We start from the raw sequence: 20715 nt of genomic DNA on the forward strand, positions 1-20715 counted from the left end.
GACGAAGCAATTCAGAATGCCTCCGCGGAGACAGTCTGGATTGCTTCGCTTCGCTCGCAATGACGGCGTGGAAGCGGCTCGCCCTTTATCCATCACCGTCACCCTGAGGTGGCCGCTTCTTCAGCGGCCCTCGAAGGGCGACGGCCCGGCTCTATCGGGGCCGCTCATCCTTCGAGGCTCGCTTTGCTTGCGCCTCAGGATGACGGGAAGAAGTTGGTGGCCCCCGGCTCAAGGCTTGCGACGCTCAGATATGATCCGGGCGATATGGCCTTCGTCGCCGTACATCGCATCCCACAGATCGACGCCGGAGGCCCACGATCCAATCCAGTCTTCGATAGTGGGAGCGTCCGCGAAGAATGCGTCGGTCCATTCATCGCCATCATGACCGTTGGGATCGAAAATTCGCATCCGAAAATCCGGGCCGAGGCAATCGACGCACGAGTAGATGGCGCATCCCCAATGGCAGATCGGTAACAGGCCAACGGGCCAATCCAGCTCCGGCGCACTCCGAAGCAAATCGTAGATCGCAACAGCGGTCTTGCCGGTATCGTCGGGAACGCCGTTGGTCAGTCCGATGAGCCCGTATCCGGGGCCAAAACCTCCATTGCCGATATCTGCATACATTCGCTTCAAGAGGGGCGGCAGCCGGAAACGAAGATGTTCTTCGTCGGAGGCAATATCGCCTGCCCTGGCGGGGATGAGTCCCGCGCGCGGAGGTCGGCCCAGATCGGCGACTTTCGTCTTCAGCCGCTGTCGGATCGCAGCGATGATGAGGTCGCTCATCGACGGGCCCCTTTGTCCTGCAGAATGCCTTCACATCGTGCCAGCAGGTGCAGCGCCGGCAAGCTACCCCGCCCCCGTCACGCAATTCACCCACAGCACCACGGCCTTCGCATCTTGCGCCGGATTGGAAAACCGGTGCGGCCTTCGGCTCGCGAAGCGAAAGCTGTCGCCTGTTTTCAGCGACCACGTCTGGCTGTCCACCGTCAGCATCATCTCGCCTTCGAGCACCAGCCCGGCCTCCTCGCCGTCGTGGGTGTAGAGCTCATCGCCGGTGGAGCCGCCGGGCTCCAGATGCACCAGGAACAGATTGAGCTTGTTGTCGCTGCTGGCCGGGCTCAGCAATTGTTTGGACACGCCCGTGCGCCAGAGCTTCAGCTCGGGCCGTTGCAGCCTGCGTGTCACCACCTGATCCGATGCGCCGTCGGCGCTCGGGCTCGCGCCGAACAGCGCGGCGATGCCGACACCGAGCACGTCGGCGAGCGTCGCCAGCACCCGCAGCGACGGCGACGACAGCCCGCGCTCGATCTGGCTGAGGAAGCCGATCGACAGCTCCGTGCACGCGGCGACCGTCTCCAGCGAGAATTGCCTGACCCGCCTGAGGTCGCGGATGCGGCGGCCGACCGCGACGTCCATCGCCGGCTCGGCCGGCTTGGCCTTCACCTTAGCCGGCCTTTTCTTGGCCGGCTTTGCGGCGGCCGGTCTGCGCATTCTTTTGCCACCGCTCACGTCAAACCGCTTCCTTCATGTGCATGAAAACCGCTTGCATCGTCCGCGAAAGTATGACCAAATTTTCATATTGGTGAAAATAGGCCGAAACGGCCCGGCCCGCAACGTCTGATCGCGACATGCGCCGGCCAGGCCTAAAAAGGGGGATGCGATGAAGCGTTTTGTTCAGGCCGCAATCGCGGCGCTCGCCATTGCCACAGCCGTGCCGGCTTCGGCGCAGCAGGTGCTGAAGGTCGGCTCGACGCCGACAGGCATTCCCTTCACGTTCCTCGACACCAAGACCAACACCATCCAGGGCATCATGGTCGATCTCGTCACCGAGATCGGCAAGGACGCCGGCCTCAACGTGCAGATCGAGCCGATGGCGTTCTCGGCGCTGATCCCGTCGCTGACCTCGAGCAAGATCGACATCATTGCGGCCGCGATGTTCATCACCGCGCCGCGCAAGGAGGTCGTCGACTTCTCAGACCCGATCTACACCTATGGCGAAGGCCTCGTGGTGCCGAAGGGCGATGCCAAGGCCTACGCTGCACAGGAGGACCTGAAGGGCGAGACCGTCGGCGCGCAAGTCGGCACCGCCTTCGTCGATGCGCTGAAGAAGTCCGGCCTGTTCGCGGACGTGAAGGCCTACGACACCATCCCCGACATCCTGCGCGACGTGAACACTGGCCGTCTCAAGGCCGGCTTCGCCGACTATCCGATCCTCGCCTACAATCTGAAGCAGGGCGGTTTCCCCGACGTGCGTCTCGTCGACAGCTACAAGCCCGTTACCGTCGGCTCGGTCGGCATCGGCGTGCGCAAGGGCGAGAGCGCACTGCTCGGCAAGATCAATGCCTCGCTGGCGAAGCTGAAGGCCAACGGCACCATCGACAAGATCCTCGAGAAATGGGGCCAGAAGGCGCAAGGTTGATCGCCAAGACCTGATCGCAAGACCTGATCGCAAGACCTGATCGATCGAAGGCTGCCCAATGAAAGGCTTCTGGCGCGACGCCGTCGAGTTCTTCCCGATCCTGCTGAACGGCGTCGCCCTGACGATCATCGTCACGGTGGGCTCGCTGCTGCTCTCGACGGTGCTGGGCCTCGTCTGGGCGATGATGCGGGTCTCCGGCATAAGAGCGCTGTCGATGCTCAGCGCCAGCCTGATCAACGTGATCCGCGGCATCCCGATCATCGTGCTGTTGTTCTACCTCTACTTCGTGATGCCGGATCTCGGCGTCACGCTGTCGGCCTTGCAGGCCGCCATCCTCGGCCTCGGCATCGCCTATTCTGCCTATCAGGCCGAAAACTTCCGCGCCGGCATCGAGGCCATCGACAAGGGCCAGATCGAGGCGGCGCAGTCGATCGGCATGGGCTGGTGGCTCACCATGCGTCGCGTGGTGCTGCCGCAGGCGGTGCGCATCGTGCTGCCGCCTTACGGCAACGTCATGATCATGATGCTGAAGGATTCCTCGCAGGCCTCGACCATTACGGTCGCCGAGCTTGCGCTGCAGGGCAAGCTGATCGCGTCCTCGACGTTCAAGAACACCAGCGTGTTCACGCTGGTCGCCCTGATGTATCTCACCATGAGCATTCCGTTGATCCTGCTCGTCCGTCACTTCGAGAAGCGGGCCGGCAAGCGATGATCGAGCTGAGCGACGTCCACAAGAGCTTTGGCAAGGTCGAGGTGCTCAAGGGCATCACGGCGAGTGTCGAGAAGGGCGAGGTGGTCTGCATCATCGGCCCCTCCGGCTCCGGCAAATCCACCATCCTGCGCTGCATCAACGGGCTCGAAAGCTACGACCGCGGCGAGATCAGCGTCGAAGGCTTGAAGGTTGACCGCGACGCGCCGTCGATCGTGAACATCCGCACCCAGGTCTCGATGGTGTTCCAGCGCTTCAACCTGTTCCCGCATCGGACAGTGCTGGAGAACGTGATCGAGGGGCCGCTCTTCGTGAAGAAGGAGCCGCGTGCGCAAGTGCTGGAGCGCGGCCGGACGCTGCTCGCCCAGGTCGGGCTTGCGGAAAAGGCCGACGCCCATCCGCCGCAGCTCTCCGGCGGCCAGCAGCAGCGCGTCGCCATCGCGCGGGCGCTCGCCATGCAGCCCAAGGCGATCCTGTTCGACGAGCCGACCTCGGCGCTCGATCCCGAACTGGTCGGCGACGTTCTCGGCGTCATGCGCAAGCTCGCCGACGACGGCATGACCATGGTCGTCGTCACCCACGAGATGGGCTTTGCCCGCGACGTTGCCGATCGCGTGCTGTTCATCGATGGCGGTGTGATTGTCGAGCAGGGGCCGGCGAAATCGGTGCTCAATCAACCGCAGCACGAGCGGACGCAGGACTTCCTGCGCCGCGTGCTGCATCCGCTCTGACCGGATACGCCATGACGCGCCTGCCTCTGCCGCCCTCGCTCTATGCCGATACTGCAATCGCGCCGGTTGCCACGCCGCCGCTCGACGTCGACAAGAGCGTCTCCGTCGCGATCGTCGGCGGCGGCTACACCGGCCTCTCCACCGCGCTGCATCTGGCGGAGCAGGGCGTCGAGGCGCTGGTGCTGGAGGCGCAGGAGCCGGGCTGGGGCGCGTCCGGCAACAATGGCGGCCACACCAACCCCGGACTGAAGCACGATCCCGACCAGATCGAGGCCGATTTCGGCGCAGACCTCGGCCGCCGCATGATCGCGTTCGCCTACGGCACGCCCAACTTCACGCACGATTTGATCCGCCGCTACCAGATCCCGTGCGAGGCGCGGCAGAACGGCACGCTGCGGGCGGCTTACAATGAGAGCAGCGCCGCCGCGATCGAGAAGACCGCGCAGCAATGCATCCGCCGCGGCCTGCCGGTGACGTACCTCGACCGCGCGCAGCTCCGCGACATGACCGGCACCGACCGCTACATCGGCGCCATGCTCGATACAAGCGGCGGCGATCTGCATCCCCTCAGCTACGCCCGTGGGCTTGCGCGCGCCGCGATTGCGGCCGGCGCAAAGGTTCATGGCGAGACGCCGGCCTTGTCGCTACGCCGCGACGGCTCGCGCTGGCGCATCGAGACGCCACGCGCGGTGGTTCATGCCGACAAGGTCCTGCTCGCCACCAACGGTTTTACCGACGATCTCTGGCCGGCGCTCCGCCGCACCATCGTGCCGGTGTTTTCCTCCATCGCCGCCACCGCGCCGCTCTCCGACGCGGTCGCCCGTTCGATCATGCCGACGCGTCCGGTGCTCTACGAGAGCGGCCACATCACGGTCTATTATCGCATCGATCAGCAGAACCGCCTGCTGATGGGCGGACGCGGCCCGATGCGCTGGATCAAGTCGCCGCATGACGTCGCCTATCTCATGCGCTATGCGGAGCGGCTCTGGCCGCAGCTCAAGGGCGTTGCCTGGACCCACGGCTGGAACAGCCGGCTCGCCATCACCAAGGACCATTATCCCCACGTGCACGAGCCGGCAGAAAGCGTTTTGATCTCGCTCGGCTGCAACGGTCGCGGTGTTGCGCTCTCGACCGCGATGGGCGCGCAGCTCGCCCGCCGCCTGATCGGCGGCGCCAAGGCCGAGATCGACATGCCGATCACGGGCATCAAGCCGATCCCGATGCATGCGTTCTGGCCGGTCGGCGTGACCACCGCCGTGATCGCGGGCCGGGTGCGGGACCGGCTCGGCATATGAAAAAGGCGCCGCCCGTGAGGAGCGACGCCTTGTGTGAATTCCGGATCGGCTTTAGCAGCGACCCTGCTTCCACAGTCCGGGCGGGCAGCCGTAACCGCGCCAGCCCACTTTGCGTCCATGCGACCAGCCGGGCGGCGTGCCATGGTAATGATGGCCCATCTTATGGCCATGACCATGGCCATGACCGCCACCATGGCCGCCCTTGGCCAAAGCAGGGCTGGTGAATGTGAACCCGGCCGCAATGACCAGCGACGCAGCGAGCGCAAGTTTCTTCATATGTCCTCCAGGGGTGAGCGCACTTGTCCGTTCAATGAACGACGTTCGGCTGCCTAAGTTCCCCGCGAATGTGGAGGAGTCGTGACGCTCGCCTTGATGCGTAATCGCGCAAATGCTCAACGCGCGCTGGTTCTTCGATCCCCGCGGTCAGCTCTCCGCCACCGCATCGGCCCACGGCTGGAAAATCTCGACCGCGCCGGAGTTGAGCTCGCCCTCGCGCATCACGACGCTCGGGAAGGCGAACTTCTGCGGCACTGCCTGCAGCCGGCTCTCTTCATAGTCGAAGCGCGCGGCCAGCACTTTGCGCACCTCCGCGGGCAAGCGCACATCGCCGATCACCACCGCGCCTTCACTGGCGTCGATGCGCGGCTGGTGGATGGCGGCATCCAGGTCCATGCCGTAATCCATCGCAAAGGACACGAGCTGCGTCACCGCGGGGAGGATGCGGCGGCCGCCGGAGGCGCCGACGGCGAGGCGCTTGCCGTCCTTGGTCTCGGCGATGACCGGCGTGTAATTACAGAGGCAGCGCTTGCCCGGTGCAAGCGAGTTGGTGGTGCCAGGCGTCGGATCGAACCACATGATGCCGTTGTTCATGGTGATGCCTGTGTGCGGTGTCACGTAGCGCGAGCCGAACGACGAGAGCAGCGTCTGCGTCACCGCCGCGATGTTGCCGTGACGGTCGACCACCGAGAAATGCGTGGTGCAGGCCGGCGCCAGATATTCGGCGCCGAGCGAGCGCTTGCCGTCGGCATCGCCCATGTCCTTGAGCCGCTCGCGGAAGGCGGCCTGCAGAGCGAGCGCATATTCGACATAGGCGCCGGCGTCCGGCGCGCCTGCGGGCGTCAAGCTCTGCTGCAGCAGGCGCAGCGCATGCGCCATCGTCGGCCCCGCGGTGAGCTCCGGGGTCGCGAACACCTTGCCTTCGCGATAGGGGATCGCCAGCGGCTCGCGCAGATGGGCGCGGAAGGCAGCGAGATCCTCCACCGACAGCGAGCCGCCGTCGGCCTTGATGTCGGAAGCAATGCTCCTGGCGAGATCGCCTTGGTAGAAATCGCGCGCGCCCGCGTCGGCGAGATGTGACAGCGTCGCCTTCAGGGCGTCCTGCGGCAGCCGCGTCTCGAACTTGATGCCCCATGGCGCGGTCGGCGGCAGGCCGTCCTTCAGGTATGCGGCCGCGCTCGCGGGATAGCGCCTGAGATCGGCTGCCGAGCCCGCGATCGTCACCGTCGTCCACCAATCGACCAGCAGGCCTTCGCCGGCGAGCCGAGCTGCCGGCGCGATCAGATCCTTCCACGGCAGCTTGGCGTAGCGGCGATGCGCCTCTTCCATTCCGGCGACGACGCCGGGCACGGCAACCGAGCCGGGGCCGTGAATGTTGCGATCGCCTTTCACCCTTGGCCAGGGAAACAGGTCGGAGGCGGCGCCTTCGCCGCTGAGCGGATAGTCCTCAGTGCGCAGGCTCTGCGGCGCGCACATGCCGTAGTCGATCACCTCATAGCGATTTTCCTTGGCGCGGTAGAGCACCATCGCACCGCCGCCGCCGATGCCGCTGTTCCAGGGCTCGAGGACGTTGAGGGCAAATGTGGTTGCGACGATCGCGTCCACGCAGTCGCCGCCGGCGGCCAGCACCTGCGCCCCGACTTCAGCCGCCCGCCGCGATTGCGAGGCAACGATGCCGCCCTGGGATGTGACGGCGGGCTTGCGGACGGTTTGGTTGAGACTGAACTGCTGAGGCATGGTGTCGTCTTGATGCTCGTCGATGGCTTCGCTGCGTTGAATGCGAGGCTCCGCAATTGGCGAAGCGCGCGGACAATGGCACATTGCCGCCGACGAGAACATCCAAAGGGAGGCGCGGCATGGCTGGTGTGAAACAGGCGCGGGATGGCGCGGTCGGGATCCTGACGCTCGACGAACCGGCCAGCCTCAACGCGATGACGCCGGACCTGCTCGGCGCGCTCGCCGCTGCCATCGCCGAGATGACGCAGGACGAGGACATCCGCGCTCTGATCCTGACCGGCGCGGGGCGCGGCTTCTGCTCGGGCCAGAATCTGAAGGCCTCGGAGGCACTCGGCGAGGACATCGCGGCCGGCGTGATGCGCTTCTACTGGCCGGCCTTCAAGGCGCTGCGCGAATGCCGCGTGCCCGTCCTCGTCGCCGTCAATGGCGTTGCGGCTGGCGGCGGTTTTAGCCTGGCCATGGCCGGCGACATCATCGTCGCGGCGCGGTCGGCGAGCTTCATCCAGGTGTTCAGCCGCATCGCGCTGGTGCCGGATCTCGGCTCGACCTGGCTGCTGCCGCGACTGATCGGCCGGCAGCGCGCGCTCGAGCTGATGCTGCTCAACGAGCCGCTGACGGCGGAACGTGCCCAGGAGATCGGCCTGGTGCGGCAGGTCGTCGACGACGCCAAGCTGATGGACGAGGCGTTAGGTCTGGCCCGCCGCCTTGCGGAAGGCCCGACCCGCGCCTTGGTCGCAACCCGCACCCTGGTCGAGGAGAGCGAGCACGCGACCTACGAGGCGCAGTTCCGCCGCGAGATCGAGCTTCAGGCGGTGATCCGCAAGAGCGCGGACGCCATCGAGGGCCGCAACGCGTTCGTCGAAAAGCGCAAGGCGAGGTTTACGGGGAGGTGAGGTGGGGCACACTTTCTCCCCTCGTCATGCCCGGGCTTGTCCAGGCTTGTCCCGGGCATCCACGTCTTCGTATCGGCGCCCCCAAAACGTGGATGGCCGGGACGAGCCCGGCCATGACGAAAGATAAAAATGTCTGCAAAGGCGCGCTAAGCGCTGCCTCAGCGCATGCGATCCAGCCGGCTGGCCTGGTACTTGGCGCGCCATTTCGGGCCCGGTCCGCGCATGTAGTGCAGCTCGGGGCGATAGGGGTTGGCCGCGACGCGGATCAGCGTCTGCCATCGGGTGGCGACGAAGCTCAGGGGCTGACGCAGCAGGCTCAGGGAAGCGAGCAACATGGCATCACCTCAATGCGGCTTGCCGAGCATGGCGGTGAAGGGGAGATCGAAGATCTCCTCGCCAGCGTCGTCGCTGACATGGATCACCCAGTCGCGCCAGTCTTCGGCACCGGGGGTCTGGATCATCGAGTTCATGATCTGAGCGGCGCGATCGCGCGCCTCGGTCAGATTGGCGACGGCGGCGCCGTAGCGGTCGATCAGCGTGCCCTCGGTGTTGGAGCAGTGAAAATAGACCTGGACCATAGGCGCCTCCTGTAGAAAGCGATCGGGACGGCAAACCGATACCACCCCAAGCATTCGCGAAACATTCGGGTCGAACCCGGTAAGGAAATCTACGGATATTGGTCGGGCCCAAGGTCGTTACAGGTTTAATCACAGGCGGGTGATGACTGGACGGCGCCGCGGCGGCATGGAACAACGTCCGCGGGAAGGCGGGGGTCACCGTGAACCAGCTCACATTCGCGCGCGAACGGCGACGTCTGCGCTTGCTTGCAGCGATTGTCTTTCCAGCGGTTTTGGCCGCCGCGCCGCTCGGCTTGGCCCCGGCCTCATCCGAGCCGGTCAGGAAGAGCGGCTATGCGATCGGCACGGAAGCCTGCGGCAGCGGCGAACTGGCCTTTCCCAGGATTCAGATCGACATGAAGGCGGGATTTTGCGCCGGCCTCGTCGCCAGCGAAGAGGACCGCCTCAAATTTCCGCGCGCGATCGTGCAGGTGCCGGGCCGCGACCTGTTCGTGGTCGCCGACATGGGCGGCTGGGGCCACACCGACGGGCGGCTGCTGCTGCTCGATCCGCGTGCGGCGCAGGGGCAACGCTTCAGGGACCTCCTGACGGGGATAGAATATCCGTTCGGCCTTGTCGTCGGCCCGGACAGGAAGCTCTATGCCTCGACCGCGGAGACGATCTTCCGGTTCGATCCGCTTGCCGACAACCCGCGCAGCACGGTCGAGACCATCATCCGTCACCTGCCCGGCCGCCGGATCACGCTGCCGGATGGCAAGAGGGTCGACGAGAGCGCGCATCCGCTCAAGCAGTTCGTGTTCGATCGCGACGGCCGGCTGTTCGTCAATGTCGGCTCGCACAGTGACGACTGCATCACGCCTGCGCCGATCACGAAACCCTGCGCGGCGGCGGAGGGCGCGTCCGCGCTGGCCTCGATCTGGCTGTTCACGCCGCCGGCGGGTGGGGTGTTCCCGGCATTGAAGCCCGGCGATCCCGACCCGCCGCACAGCGTCTATGCGCGCGGCTTGCGCAACTCGATGGCCCTGGTGCTGCATCCGAATTTTCCGGATGCCGGCTACGCCTTCCTGCAGGGCGAGAACGCCCGCGACCTGCCCGACATCTTCAAGCCGAACGAGGAGATCAACGCGATCGAGCAGGGCAGGCACTATGGCTGGCCCTATTGCTACGATTTGTCGACGCCGAGCCCCGAATTCAGGCTGGTGCTGCAATCGGGGATCTACAAATCGCTCTGCTCAGCCAATGCGCTCTACAAGCCGCCGCTCTCGCTGATGCCGCCGCACGGCGCGCCGCTCGCGATGCTGTATTACCACGGCGCCAAATTCCCCGAGCTGGAAGGCAAGCTGCTGGTCGGCCTGCACGGTTATCGGCCGACCGGCAGCCGGCTGCTGGTCTATGACGTCGACGAGCACGGCTTTCCCAAACCCAGTGCGGCACCGGTGCGCTATCACGTGAGTTGCGCGGCCGACCCGACCCGCAGTTTCCAGACCGACGCCGGCGAGGTCGCGGCCGCGCCGTTCGAGGAGCTGATCGCAGGCTGGCATCGCGTCAACGGCGCGCGGCCGCAAGGCGCGCCGGTCGGCATGACGGTCGCGGAGGACGGCGCGATCTGGCTGGTCGAGGACAAGAACCAGACCGTGATCCGGATCGATCGCGCGGCCGGCGAGCGACCTCAGCCGCTCCCCTGCGATACGCGCAGCCAGGCGATGATCGACCAGCTCGCGGCCTTCGTCGCCAGGGACGCGCAAAACAGCGCTCGCCTCACCACCTTGCGCAAGGGCCTCGTCGAGAAGCATTGCGTCGGCTGCCATTCGGATTTCGGCCTGAAACAAGGGCAATCGGATGCGGAGAAGGACAGGACGGTGCTGCGCTTCATGCTGTCGCAGGACGGCTGGATCTATCCTGGCGATCCCGACGCCGGCAGGCTGCGCACGCGCCTGCGCGGCCTTGGCGCCGAGAAGCTGATGCCGCCCGGCGGTGAGAGCCTGCCGAAGACCGAGCCCGGCTATTCGCGCCTGCTCGATACCGCGGACCTGCTCGTCGCCAAAATGGTTCCGGGCACGCGGATGCGGATCAAGCCGGGCCCGCCGCAGCGGAAGTTTTTCAGCAAGGCCAACAAGGAATGCGGCGAAATACCGGCCGGAAAGGTCGTCGTCGTGACACAAAGGAGCGCTGTAGACAAACCCGGCTTCAGCCGATTCTTCCGGCCAGCCGATCCCTATCTGAATGGTGAGTGCACCGACGGCGATGGCTATTACATCCGGCAGGAACTTCTGGTGCCTGTGCAGTAGCATCCTGCTCGTCGCGACGCTGCCGGCCGCTGCCGAAACGAAATTGTTCGAAAGCGCACAGGTGACGCCCGCCAGCGAATACACCTTCGGGATCGAAGGGCCGGCCGCCGATCTGGACGGCAATCTGTTCGTGGTCAATCTCGGCAAGCCCGGCACCATCGGCAAATTGCCCGCGGGCGGCGCCGTCTCGGAGCTGTTCACGACGCTGCCCGACGGCAGCGTCGGCAATGCGATCCGTTTCGATCGCGGCGGCACCATGTTCATCGCCGACTACAAGAAGCACAACATCTTCGCGATCCCCAAGGGCGCGACCGAGCCCGCGGTGTGGTTTCACTCCGACGAGATGAACCAGCCCAACGACATCACCATCGCGCGCGACGGCACGATCTATGCGAGCGATCCGAACTGGAAGGGCCGCGAAGGCCACATCTGGCGCATCGTCAGAGGAGCGGACGGGACCGCGCAGGGGCAGGTGATGTCGGCGCCGCGCGCGATGGGCACCACCAACGGCATCGACCTCAGCCCTGACGGCAAGACGCTCTATGTCGGCGAGTCCAGCAGCGGCCAGATCTGGTCCTATGCGATCAGCGGCAACGAGCTCACCGCGGCAAAACTGGTCAAGGCGTTTCAGCCCGACACTATCGACGGCCTGCGCACCGACGTCGCCGGCCGCCTCTACGTCGCACGCATTCTCAAGGGCACGATCGCGCTGATGAAGCCGACCGGCGCGGTCGAGCGCGAGATCCCGCTGAGGGCCAAGGAGCCGACCAACCTTGCCTTCGGCGGCAACGACGGCAAGACCGTCTTCGTCACCCAGCGTCAGGGCGGCTTCATCGAATCCTTCCGCACCGACCAGCAGGGCCGCGAGCACTGTCTCCAGCGCGGCCGCTGCTGAGCTTCGCGAGCGCTCTGCTTTCGGTGCAGGGCAGCGCGACGAGGGGCGGCATTCTTCTTGCTTGCATCCGGCGGCCGTGGCGATCAAGACTCTGCGGCACGTCCAGTAGCCTGCGACCACGGAGTGTTTGAGTGAAAGCCGTCCATACCGAACTGCACCGCAGCCACGATCCGCAATTCTTCCTGGTGCGCGGTGTCGTCAAGCGCACCACCGAGCAGCCCGAGCGCGCCGATCGCCTGCTGAGGGGATTGAAGGACGGCAGGCATCAACTGGTCGAGCCGACCAAGTTCGGGCAGGGGCCGCGCGCGCGAATTCACAGTCCGGAATATTTGTCGTTCCTCAGCGAAGCCTGGGACGCCTGGACCGCGCTCGGCGATTCCGGCCCGGAGATGATCGGCAATATCCATCCCGTGCGCCACGCCGCGACCTATCCCACCCACATCGTCGGCAAGCTCGGCTGGCACACCGCCGACACCGCGGCGCCGATCGGCCCGGGTACCTGGGCCGCGGCCTGCGCCGCCACCGACGTTGCGGTCACCGCCGCGCAGATGGTGATGGATGGCGAGGACGCGGTCTACGCGCTCTGCCGTCCGCCCGGCCATCACGCCTATCGCGACATGGCCGGCGGCTTCTGCTTCCTCAACAACAGCGCGATCGCGGCGGCGCATCTGCGGCAGAAGCACGAGCGCGTCGTGATCCTCGACGTCGATGTCCATCACGGCAACGGCACGCAAGGTATCTTCTATGCCCGGCCCGACGTCTACACGATCTCGATCCATGCCGACCCCGTTGCGTATTATCCCTACGTATGGGGCTATGCGCATGAGCGCGGCGAAGGTCCGGGCCTCGGCACCAATCTCAACATTCCGCTTCCCATCGGCACCGGCGATGACGGCTATCTCCAGGCGCTGGACATCGCGCGCAAGGCGATCGAATCCTTTGCCCCCGGCGCCCTCGTGGTCGCACTTGGCCTCGATGCCTCCGAGCACGATCCGCTCAAGGGATTGGCCGTCACCACACCCGGCTTCCGCCGCATCGGCCAGGCCATCGCGAAGATGGGCCTGCCGACCGTGTTGGTGCAGGAAGGCGGCTATCTCTCGGATATCCTCGGTGCCAACCTGACCTCCGTGCTGGCTGGCTTCGAAGACGCGCGGTGAGATCGCTTCGCCTCTTCCTGCTTAACGCGCTCACTCAGCCGCTTCGCGGAGCGGCCAGGCATGGCGGCTGATGGGAAGGCCGCCGTGCGCGCGGGAGCCGTCGGCGATCGCGAGGCGATGCGAGGGCGATGGCGAGCACAGCGAGAAGCGCCAGCCGTCCGGATCGTCGACGATATCGGGCTTGAAGCTGATCTCGATGGCCTCGCGTGACACCTGCATCGCGAAGGCGTCGAGCGGCAGATTGAGACCAAAGCCCCTGGCCTTCAGATAGGCCTCCTTGAGCGTCCAATAGTCGAAGAAGCGCTCGATCGCCGCGGGCTCCGGCAGCCCGCGCAAGGTTTCGACCTCCTCCGGCGCAAAGAAGCGAAGCGCGGTGGACAGCGGCGCGACGCGCCGCGACACGGTTTCGACGTCGACCCCGACGGCCTCATGCCGCGACACCACGCAGGCGACGCAGCCGTCGGCATGCGACAGGCTGAAATGCAGCGCGGTCGAGGTGGCCGGTGCTGCGACGAACGGCCGGCCATAGCGGCCCGCGCCGAACGACCAGTCGGTCGGCGCGACGTTGGAAGCGACCTGCGACAGCGCGAGGCGCAACATGGCATGTGCGAAAATGTACTGCCGCCGATGCCGCTCGAACACGAAGCGATCGGCTCGCGCCCGTTCGTCGACCGAGAGCAGGCGTCGGCACGCCTCGACCGCGCCCGGCGCGTCAATGGTCTCGATCAGTCCGACAAAGAGTTCGATTCTGTCGTCTGCCATCAATTGGGCCCATGGCGTCAGGCGAGGCCAAATCCCCGGTCCCGACGGAAGAAGCAACTGCGCAAGAATCAGCCGAGAGGACCGTTCCTAGCGGTCCACCCGGGCGAATTCTTGTCGATTTGCAGGCCGGTTTACAGGCGCAAGCTTGTGCGAGCCCCCAAGCTCGACAAGCAAGCGGCCGATCTGCGAAGACTCGTACGGCGTCCCCGACCGACGAATTTACTTCTTCTTCTTGGATTTCTTCTTGGGCGCTCGCAGAGCCTTGAGGCTCGCTTCGACATCGTCTAGCTGCTTCTGGAGCTGCTTCTTCTCGTAATTGAGCAGCTCTTGCAGAGCCTTGCGGTCCTCCGCGCTGAGCGAGGTCTTCTTGGTAAATTTGATGAAACCCATAACATTTCCCCGGTTGAAAATAATCGTCCAAATCAAAGTCCAGGAATAATCTTGCGCGCTGATGCCAAATAATCAAGATGCAACTTGATCATACACAGCTTTGGCACGCGATGGAGCGGCGTCAAGCGGCCCTGCGCGCGAGCAACCTGCCGAGCAGTGCCTTGGGCCGGGCGATCGCCGCCGTCAGCAGCGCGACGAGGTCCTCCATCCATTCGCCGACCACGCGGCCCTCCAGCAAATCGCGCTTGTAATTGCATGAGCCGGTGATGCCGGTCGGGCGCTCCTTGAGCATCAGCGACAGCCAGGTCTGGTCGATCGGCAGCACCGGCTGGCCTTCGCGCGCGACGTTGCCGATCGATTCTGTCGCGAGATCCGGGAGATCGAGCGGCTGGCGCAGCGGATTCTGCAGCGTGAAATAGACCTGGAGCAGCGAGGCCGGATCGATCCCCTCCTGCTCCAATCGATCGGCCAGGACGTTGAACGGCAACTCCTGACGCCCATGCGCGTCGAGCACGCTCTGGCGCACTCGCATCAAGGCCTGGACGAACGACAGATCCGGCGTGATTGTCGTGCGGACGATCACCGTGTTCTCGAACGGGCCGATGATTCGGTCGGTGTCCGGCTGGGCACGATTGGCCATGGCGGTCGCGACCGCGATGTCGGTGCGGCCCGCCCGGGCCAGCAGCATGGCCTTCAGGCCGGTGAGCAGGCACATGAACAGCGTGCAATTGTGCTGGCCGGCGAACGCCGTCAGCCGGGCGATCAGCTCGCGCTCGAGGCTGACCGGATGATGCCCGGTGGAAGCGCCCGGGCTCGATTCGCCGTCGAAGAGGGGGCCGGCTCCGCGCAAATTCTCGGTCCAGTCGGCAGCCTGGCGGCGCGCCGCGTCGGTGCCGCACCACCAGCGCTGCCAGCGTGCGACATCCGAAAAGGCTGGCGGCGGGCTCGGCAGCGGCGCTGACGGATATCCGGCCAGCGCCGCATAGCGGCTCGACAATTCCTCGAACAGCACGCCGATCGACCAGCCGTCGACGACGGCGTGATGCAGCGTCAGCAGCAGCACGTGATCGTCGTCGTGGAGCCGCAACAGCCGGGCGCGCAACAGCGGCGCGCGCCTGGTGTCGATCGGGATATAGGTCTCCTGCTCGATCAGGAGATTGATCTTCCTGAGCTCGAGCGTCTTGCGCCGCTTGTTGTTATGGGGATGGCCGTCGCCGATCGTCTCGACCGTCATGATTCGGCGGAGCGTGCGCGGCGCGGCGATGCGGCTTTCGGGCTCATCGCCGTTCCAGGCGAACGCGGTGCGCAGCGATTCGTGCCGGCGCACCACGTCGTCGATCGCCTTTGCCAGGGCGGCCGAATCGAGCGGGCCCTGCAGACGGAAGGCGAAGGGCAGGTTGAACTGCGGCAGCCCCGGCAGATTCCGTTCGATGTGCAGCATCTGGTCCTGCCCGATGGAAGGCGCGGGCGGCCCGCCCGCAGCTGATCGTGGCAGGCTTGCGGCAGGCTTGTGCGGCTTCGTGGCCAAGCTATGGTCGACCCGCCGCGCGAGCCCTTCAATCGTCGGCGCCTCGAAGATCGTCTTGATCGGCAGCGACACGCCGAGCGCCCGCGCGATACGCGCCATCACCTGGCCGGCCAGCAGCGAATGGCCGCCGAGGTCGAAGAAATTGTCGGTGACACCAATGCTCTCGGCCTTCAGCAGGTCGATCCAGATGTCGGAGAGCACCTTTTCGGTGAAGCGCCGCGCCGGGACGGCCGCATCCGCACCGGACGTTTCCGGCGGGACGGGCGCCAGCAGCGCGGAGCGGTCGATCTTGCCATGGGCGTTGAGCGGCACCTGATCCAGGAACAGGAAGGCGGAGGGGATGGCGTGGCCGGGCAGCCGGCTCTTCAGGAAGTCGCGCAGCTCGCTGGCGCTGCTCCGGCTGCCGGGTTTGCCGACGACATGGGCGATCAGCCTGATATCGCCGCTCGCCTCGCGGCGCGGTTCGACGATGGCGGCGCGCACGCTTGGATGCTCGGCCAGCGCGTTCTCGATCTCCTTGAGCTCGATGCGATAGCCGCGGACCTTGACCTGATGGTCGGCGCGGCCGAGGCATTCGATCGTCCCGTCGGCGCGGCGCCGGGCCAGATCGCCGGTCCGGTAGAGCCGGCTGCCGGCCTGGCGCGAAAACGGATCGGGCAGAAAGCGCTGCCGGCTCTGCGCGGGATCATTGATGTAGCCGCGGCCTACTCCTGCGCCGCCGATGCAGAGCTCGCCGGTCACACCGATCGGTTGCGGCTGAAGGTTTGCGTCGAGCACGTAGAGCTGGGTGTTCGGCAGCGGCGCGCCGACCGGAACATTGGCCGTCGCGATCGCCGGCGCCTTGGTCAGCCGATGCAGGGAGACGTCGTCGGAGCATTCCGACGCGCCGTAGGCATTGATCAGCGGCACTCTCGGACAGCGGGCGAACCAGGCGCGGCAGAGCTCGACGGGCAACGGCTCGCCGGTGGAGATCAGCAGCCGCAATCTGGAGAATGCGCGCCGCATCGGCGCCTCGTCCATGCGATCGAGAATGACGCGCAGCAGCGAGGGCACGATCTCGAGCACCGTGATGCCCTCGCGCTCGATCTCCCGCGCCAGCAGGATCGGGTCCTGCACGATCGCGTTGCCGCAGACATGGACGCGCGCGCCGACCATGGGACCGGCGAGGAATTGCCAGACCGAGATGACGAAGCTCTGCGGCGCGGTCTGCGCGATCACGTCCTTGGGCGAGAGGCCGAGCTCGGAGATGAGCGAGGCCAGATGGTTCGACAGGCCGCGCTGCTCGATCATGACGCCCTTCGGCGCGCCGGAGGAGCCGGACGTATAGACGAGATAAGCGAGGCTCGCGGCGGCGCGCCGTGCGGCGCGGGCCGGCTCGTCTGCCCTCGGCGCGAGCGCGTCGTCGAGCTCGGCCACCTGGATGCGCTCGACCAGCGGTTCGAGCAGGGCCTCGACCATGCCAGATTGGGCCCGCCCGGTCAGCAGCACACGGGCACAGCTCGATCCGAGGATGGTCGAAAGCCGTGCCGTCGGCTGGTCGGGATCGAGATTGAGGAAGGCCGCGCCGACGTGCTGCACCGCGATCATCGCGGCGAGCAGGTCGGGCCCGCGCTCTGCGAGCAGGGCAACCACGCTCTCGGCGCCGACGCCCTCGCGGGCCAGCCAGCGCGCGGCCGCCCGGCTGCGGCGTCCCAGCTCGCGATAGGTCAGGGACGTGCGACCGTCCGAGACCGCGACGGCATTCGGCGTCTTCCTCGCCTGGCGCTCGAAGCGTTCGCTTAAGTTGCCGCTTGTGGTGAAATTGGCCGGCGCGCCCCGGCCTTTCGCCAGCAATTGCCGGCGTTCGGCCTCGGTCAGGAGCGGCAGGCGCGAGATGCGCTGCTCCGGATTGGCGATGACGGCCTTTAGCAGCGTCTTGAACTGGGCGGCCATGCCTTCGATCGTCGCGGCGTCGAACAGATCGGTGGCGTATTCGAAGAAGCCGCTGAAGCGGCCATCAGCCTCGACCAGTTCGAGCGTGATGTCGAAGCGCGCCACCCTGGGATCGACTTCCAGCCGCCGCGTCGACAGGCCGGGCAAGCGCGCCGCCTCGATCGAGGCGTTCTGGAGGATGAACATGATCCGGAACAGCGGATTGCCGTCGCTGCGGCGCGCGACCTGCAATGCGCGCAACACCTCCTCGATCGGAAGGTCCTGGTTGCGGTAGGCGTCCAGCGTGACCTGCCGCACCCGCCTCAACATCTCGCCGAAGCTCGGATCGCCGCTGAAATCGTTGCGCAGGATCAGGGTGTTGGCGAACAGCCCGATCAGGCGTTCGCTCTCGATCTGGTTGCGGTTGGCGATCAGCGATCCCGTGGCGACATCCTCATGCGAGGTGTGGCGGAACAACAGGCACTGGAAGGCGGCGAGCAGCGTCATGAACGGTGTGACGCCCTGGTTCTGGCTCAGCGTGCGCAGCTCGGCCGACAGGGATTTTGGCAATTCGAGATAATGGCGCGCGCCGTGCCCGCTCCAGACCTCAGGCCTCGGCCTGTCGGTTCGGAACGGCAGCATGGTGACGCCGTCGAGCTGGGTCCGCCAATAATCGAGCTGCTCCGTGGCCGCCGGCGTCTGCGCCCAGCTTTGCTGCCAGAGTGCGAAGTCGCGATATTGGAAGGCGGGCGGAGGCGGTGCGGCCGGATGCTTCTTTCGCGCCGCGGCATAATGGGCGGCGAGCTCCTCCCAGAACAGCCGCTGCGACCAGCCATCGGTGGCGAGGTGATGGACGTTGACCACCAGCGCATGGCTGTTCTTGTCGAATGACAGCAATGTGGCCTTCAGGGGCGGCTCGTGGGCCAGGTCGAACTGATGTTGCGCGAGCTTGAGCGCCTCGCGCCGAATTGCCGCAGGCCGCTTGTCTGCCGGGCAGGGCTTGAGCTTGATGCGCGCCAACCGCGGCGTCGATGACAGCACGAGCTGAACCGGCTCGCCCTGGCGCTCGATGAAGACCGAGCGCAGCGCCTCATGGCGCGTTGAGATCGCAGCGAGGCTCGCAGACAGCGCGGCGGCGTCGACGCGGCCCTCGAGAACGGCGATTTCGACGACGTTATAATTGTACCGGGTCGGGTCGAGCCGCGAGAGCACGTACATCCGCTGCTGCTGGAACGACAGCGGTGCGTCCGTGCCGGCAAGCCGGCGCCAGGCCGGCAGCGCCGTCTCGCGCCGGCTTGCGGCGGTCTCGATCCGAGCCGCGAGCGCTGCGACCGTCGGGCAATCGAAGATGTCCTCGAACGAGAAGTCGACGTTGAAGCGGTCGCGCAGGCGCGAGCGCACCTGTGTCACCGCGAGCGAATCCGCGCCGAGCGCGAAGACGTCCTGGTCGGCGCCGACCTGCGGCAGCTCCAGCAGGCCGGCCCAGATCTCGGCGAGCTGGCTCTCGACCGCATTGCGCGGCAGCCGGGTCTCGCTACCTGCGTCCACGGTTACAATCAGCTCGGCGAGGGCATTGCGCTTGACCTTGCCGCTGGCGCCCTTCGGCAGCGTGGCCACACTGCGGATCAGGCTCGGCACCTTGTAGGCTGCAAGCCGCTTTCGTGCGAATTGGCGCAGCTGGTCCGAGGTCGCCTCGGCGTTCGGCCGCAGCACCACGATTGCTGCGACGTTCTCGCCGAGCTTCTCGTGCGGGACCGCGAACACGCCGGCCTCCAGCACCGCCGGATGGCTGAGCAGGACGTCTTCCACCTCCAGCGGCGAGATCTTCTGCCCGCCGCGATTGATGACGTCCTTGATGCGGCCGACGATGAAGAGATAGCCGTCGTCATCGAGATAGCCGAGGTCGCCAGTCCTGAACCAGCCGTTGCGGAACGCGGCCCGCGTCGCCGCCTCGTCATTGTAATAGCCGCGGCTCATGTTCGGCCCGCGCAGCATGATCTCGCCGTGCGCGCCGCTTGCGAGCATGCGGCCCGTCTCGTCCATGATCGCGATCTCCGGGCCGGCGGCGCGGCCGACCGATCCGACCTTGCGCAGCTCGAACGGATTGGCCGCGATCTGCGAGGCCGCCTCGGTCATGCCGTAGGTCTCGAGCACGGGAACGCCGAACGTCGCCTCCAGCCCGGCGAGAATCGCCGGCGCGAGCGAGGCCGAGGCCGACCGGATCACGCGCAGCGACGACGGTCGGGCGCGGTCCGGGTTCGCTTCCGCCGCCGTCAGCAATGCGCGATGAATGGTCGGCACCGCCGTGTACCAGGTCGGCTGCAGCTCTCGCATCCAGCCGAAGAAGGACGCTGCGTCGAAACCGTCGGTGCAGATCACGCTGGAGCCCGCGGCGAGCGCCGTGAGCAGGCCGGAGATCAAGCCATGGGCATGAAACAGCGGCAGCACATTGAGCAGGCGATCATGCGTCGTGAGCGACAGCACATGGCCGGCATTGTAGGCGGAGAGGCAGACATTGCGGTGGGTCAGCGGCACCATTTTCGGTCGTGCCGCCGTGCCCGACGTCAGCAGGATGAACGCATCGTCGTCGCCGCGCGAAGCGCCGCTGGCATTCGCCGGCCCGATCGCCGAAGCGATGAACGTGCAGCCGCCGAGATCGTGGGCGGGCCCCGCCACGAAATCGATCACGGCGATATCGAGCGCCCTGGCGACGTCACGGCTCGCCGAGTTCATGTCGGCCCGGGTCACGAGCGCCGTCAGCTTCAACTCGCTGAAATAGCGTTGCAGCTCGTCCGCCGTCAGGTCGGGGTTGACGGGGACGCAGGCGCAGCCTGATGCGACCGCGATCAGCGCCAGCGCAGAATCCGCGCCGCGCGGCAGCGCAACCGCGATGCGGCCTGCGGGGCCGATGCCGAGTTCACGCAAGGTCTGGACCAATGGCCGGATGGATTCGGCCAGCGCCCCGTAGCTGAGCGCCGGCCGGCCGGGAGCGAGGAGTGCGGGGGCGGCCGGCGTCTTGCGGGCATAGAATTCGAGAAGGCTGCTGATATGCGCGAATATCTTCGGTTCGGCCGTGGTGCCGGCGAATGCTTCGTCCACTCCGGTTGCAATACCCGACAACGCCATTCCCTTTTGGTCCGATTTAG

General features: G+C 66.2%; 17 protein-coding genes. 8 read left to right on the top strand and 9 right to left on the bottom strand.

Features of this window, described 5'->3' with window-relative positions:
- Positions 1–228 precede the first annotated feature (228 nt).
- Positions 229–783, bottom strand: a complete 555-nt coding sequence (locus tag XI05_RS13760; protein ID WP_271502313.1) for an SMI1/KNR4 family protein — start codon at positions 781–783, stop codon at positions 229–231.
- Between the two features lie 63 nt (positions 784–846).
- Positions 847–1491, bottom strand: a complete 645-nt coding sequence (locus XI05_RS13765; RefSeq protein ID WP_271502315.1) for a helix-turn-helix domain-containing protein — start codon at positions 1489–1491, stop codon at positions 847–849.
- Positions 1492–1660: 169 nt separating this feature from the next.
- On the opposite strand from XI05_RS13765, the gene XI05_RS13770 reads away from it, so the two are divergent.
- Genes XI05_RS13770 through XI05_RS13785 form a run of 4 tightly spaced genes read left to right on the top strand, consistent with a single transcriptional unit; the run spans position 1661 to position 5154 of the window.
- Positions 1661–2419, top strand: a complete 759-nt coding sequence (locus XI05_RS13770) for an ABC transporter substrate-binding protein (RefSeq protein ID WP_172788144.1) — start codon at positions 1661–1663, stop codon at positions 2417–2419.
- Between the two features lie 58 nt (positions 2420–2477).
- A complete protein-coding gene (locus tag XI05_RS13775) occupies positions 2478–3131 on the top strand; it encodes an amino acid ABC transporter permease (RefSeq protein WP_172788145.1) in 654 nt (217 codons plus the stop codon).
- On the top strand, positions 3128–3859 hold the full coding sequence (locus tag XI05_RS13780; protein ID WP_271502317.1) for an amino acid ABC transporter ATP-binding protein: 732 nt from the start codon (positions 3128–3130) through the stop codon (positions 3857–3859). Before XI05_RS13775 ends, XI05_RS13780 begins: the two co-directional genes overlap by 4 nt.
- 11 nt (positions 3860–3870) lie before the next feature.
- On the top strand, positions 3871–5154 hold the full coding sequence (locus tag XI05_RS13785) for an NAD(P)/FAD-dependent oxidoreductase (protein WP_271502320.1): 1284 nt from the start codon (positions 3871–3873) through the stop codon (positions 5152–5154).
- A 51-nt stretch (positions 5155–5205) separates the two neighbouring features.
- Here the strand turns inward: XI05_RS13785 and XI05_RS13790 are convergent, their stop codons facing one another.
- Both XI05_RS13790 and XI05_RS13795 read right to left on the bottom strand, forming a co-directional pair.
- Positions 5206–5430 carry a hypothetical protein gene (locus tag XI05_RS13790; RefSeq protein WP_212259263.1) on the bottom strand — a complete coding sequence of 75 codons (225 nt, stop codon included), beginning with the start codon at positions 5428–5430 and terminating at the stop codon, positions 5206–5208.
- A 147-nt stretch (positions 5431–5577) separates the two neighbouring features.
- The gene (locus tag XI05_RS13795; protein ID WP_271502322.1) at positions 5578–7167 is read right to left on the bottom strand and encodes a gamma-glutamyltransferase family protein; all 1590 of its coding nucleotides are present in this window, start codon (positions 7165–7167) and stop codon (positions 5578–5580) included.
- A 119-nt stretch (positions 7168–7286) separates the two neighbouring features.
- Here XI05_RS13795 and XI05_RS13800 point away from each other — a divergent pair, with 119 nt between their 5' ends.
- Positions 7287–8060, top strand: coding sequence for an enoyl-CoA hydratase-related protein (locus tag XI05_RS13800; RefSeq protein ID WP_271502325.1), 774 nt, complete (start codon positions 7287–7289; stop codon positions 8058–8060).
- Between the two features lie 158 nt (positions 8061–8218).
- Here the strand turns inward: XI05_RS13800 and XI05_RS13805 are convergent, their stop codons facing one another.
- Together XI05_RS13805 and XI05_RS13810 are read right to left on the bottom strand one after the other, a co-directional pair.
- Entirely contained in the window at positions 8219–8395 is a 177-nt protein-coding gene (locus XI05_RS13805; RefSeq protein WP_172788150.1) for a hypothetical protein, read from the bottom strand.
- Between the two features lie 9 nt (positions 8396–8404).
- On the bottom strand, positions 8405–8638 hold the full coding sequence (locus XI05_RS13810) for a DUF6894 family protein (RefSeq protein ID WP_025032002.1): 234 nt from the start codon (positions 8636–8638) through the stop codon (positions 8405–8407).
- Between the two features lie 200 nt (positions 8639–8838).
- Here XI05_RS13810 and XI05_RS13815 point away from each other — a divergent pair, with 200 nt between their 5' ends.
- The 3 genes from XI05_RS13815 (at position 8839) to XI05_RS13825 (ending at position 12978) form a co-directional block, all read left to right on the top strand.
- Positions 8839–10926 (top strand): PQQ-dependent sugar dehydrogenase, encoded by a 2088-nt coding sequence (locus tag XI05_RS13815; RefSeq protein ID WP_271502327.1) that lies wholly within the window; start codon positions 8839–8841, stop codon positions 10924–10926.
- Positions 10883–11821 carry an SMP-30/gluconolactonase/LRE family protein gene (locus tag XI05_RS13820; protein WP_271502329.1) on the top strand — a complete coding sequence of 313 codons (939 nt, stop codon included), beginning with the start codon at positions 10883–10885 and terminating at the stop codon, positions 11819–11821. The genes XI05_RS13815 and XI05_RS13820 overlap by 44 nt, the downstream gene beginning before the upstream one ends.
- Positions 11822–11952: 131 nt before the next feature.
- Positions 11953–12978, top strand: a complete 1026-nt coding sequence (locus tag XI05_RS13825) for a histone deacetylase family protein (RefSeq protein ID WP_271502332.1) — start codon at positions 11953–11955, stop codon at positions 12976–12978.
- Between the two features lie 30 nt (positions 12979–13008).
- Here XI05_RS13825 and XI05_RS13830 read toward each other — a convergent pair whose 3' ends face one another.
- The 3 genes from XI05_RS13830 to XI05_RS13840 form a co-directional block, all read right to left on the bottom strand.
- Positions 13009–13740, bottom strand: coding sequence for a 4'-phosphopantetheinyl transferase family protein (locus XI05_RS13830; RefSeq protein ID WP_271502335.1), 732 nt, complete (start codon positions 13738–13740; stop codon positions 13009–13011).
- 219 nt (positions 13741–13959) lie between these two features.
- A complete protein-coding gene (locus XI05_RS13835; protein ID WP_225134918.1) occupies positions 13960–14130 on the bottom strand; it encodes a hypothetical protein in 171 nt (56 codons plus the stop codon).
- Between the two features lie 121 nt (positions 14131–14251).
- Entirely contained in the window at positions 14252–20695 is a 6444-nt protein-coding gene (locus XI05_RS13840) for a non-ribosomal peptide synthetase (protein ID WP_271502346.1), read from the bottom strand.
- Between the last annotated feature and the right edge of the window lie 20 nt (positions 20696–20715).

Origin of the sequence: Bradyrhizobium sp. CCBAU 11357, from assembly GCF_028128865.1 — a bacterium.
Classification (GTDB): domain Bacteria; phylum Pseudomonadota; class Alphaproteobacteria; order Rhizobiales; family Xanthobacteraceae; genus Bradyrhizobium.

Bases quoted from the DNA above. Each gene is read 5' to 3' on its own strand.
- XI05_RS13810 (WP_025032002.1), bottom strand. From the start codon at position 8,638: ATGGTCCAGGTCTATTTTCACTGCTCCAACACCGAGGGCACGCTGATC.
- XI05_RS13785 (WP_271502320.1), top strand. From the start codon at position 3,871: ATGACGCGCCTGCCTCTGCCGCCCTCGCTCTATGCCGATACTGCAATC.
- XI05_RS13800 (WP_271502325.1), top strand. From the start codon at position 7,287: ATGGCTGGTGTGAAACAGGCGCGGGATGGCGCGGTCGGGATCCTGACG.
- XI05_RS13770 (WP_172788144.1), top strand. From the start codon at position 1,661: ATGAAGCGTTTTGTTCAGGCCGCAATCGCGGCGCTCGCCATTGCCACA.
- XI05_RS13830 (WP_271502335.1), bottom strand. From the start codon at position 13,740: ATGGCAGACGACAGAATCGAACTCTTTGTCGGACTGATCGAGACCATT.
- XI05_RS13835 (WP_225134918.1), bottom strand. From the start codon at position 14,130: ATGGGTTTCATCAAATTTACCAAGAAGACCTCGCTCAGCGCGGAGGAC.
- XI05_RS13790 (WP_212259263.1), bottom strand. From the start codon at position 5,430: ATGAAGAAACTTGCGCTCGCTGCGTCGCTGGTCATTGCGGCCGGGTTC.
- XI05_RS13775 (WP_172788145.1), top strand. From the start codon at position 2,478: ATGAAAGGCTTCTGGCGCGACGCCGTCGAGTTCTTCCCGATCCTGCTG.
- XI05_RS13840 (WP_271502346.1), bottom strand. From the start codon at position 20,695: ATGGCGTTGTCGGGTATTGCAACCGGAGTGGACGAAGCATTCGCCGGC.
- XI05_RS13760 (WP_271502313.1), bottom strand. From the start codon at position 783: ATGAGCGACCTCATCATCGCTGCGATCCGACAGCGGCTGAAGACGAAA.
- XI05_RS13820 (WP_271502329.1), top strand. From the start codon at position 10,883: ATGGCTATTACATCCGGCAGGAACTTCTGGTGCCTGTGCAGTAGCATC.
- XI05_RS13780 (WP_271502317.1), top strand. From the start codon at position 3,128: ATGATCGAGCTGAGCGACGTCCACAAGAGCTTTGGCAAGGTCGAGGTG.
- XI05_RS13805 (WP_172788150.1), bottom strand. From the start codon at position 8,395: ATGTTGCTCGCTTCCCTGAGCCTGCTGCGTCAGCCCCTGAGCTTCGTC.
- XI05_RS13765 (WP_271502315.1), bottom strand. From the start codon at position 1,491: ATGCGCAGACCGGCCGCCGCAAAGCCGGCCAAGAAAAGGCCGGCTAAG.
- XI05_RS13795 (WP_271502322.1), bottom strand. From the start codon at position 7,167: ATGCCTCAGCAGTTCAGTCTCAACCAAACCGTCCGCAAGCCCGCCGTC.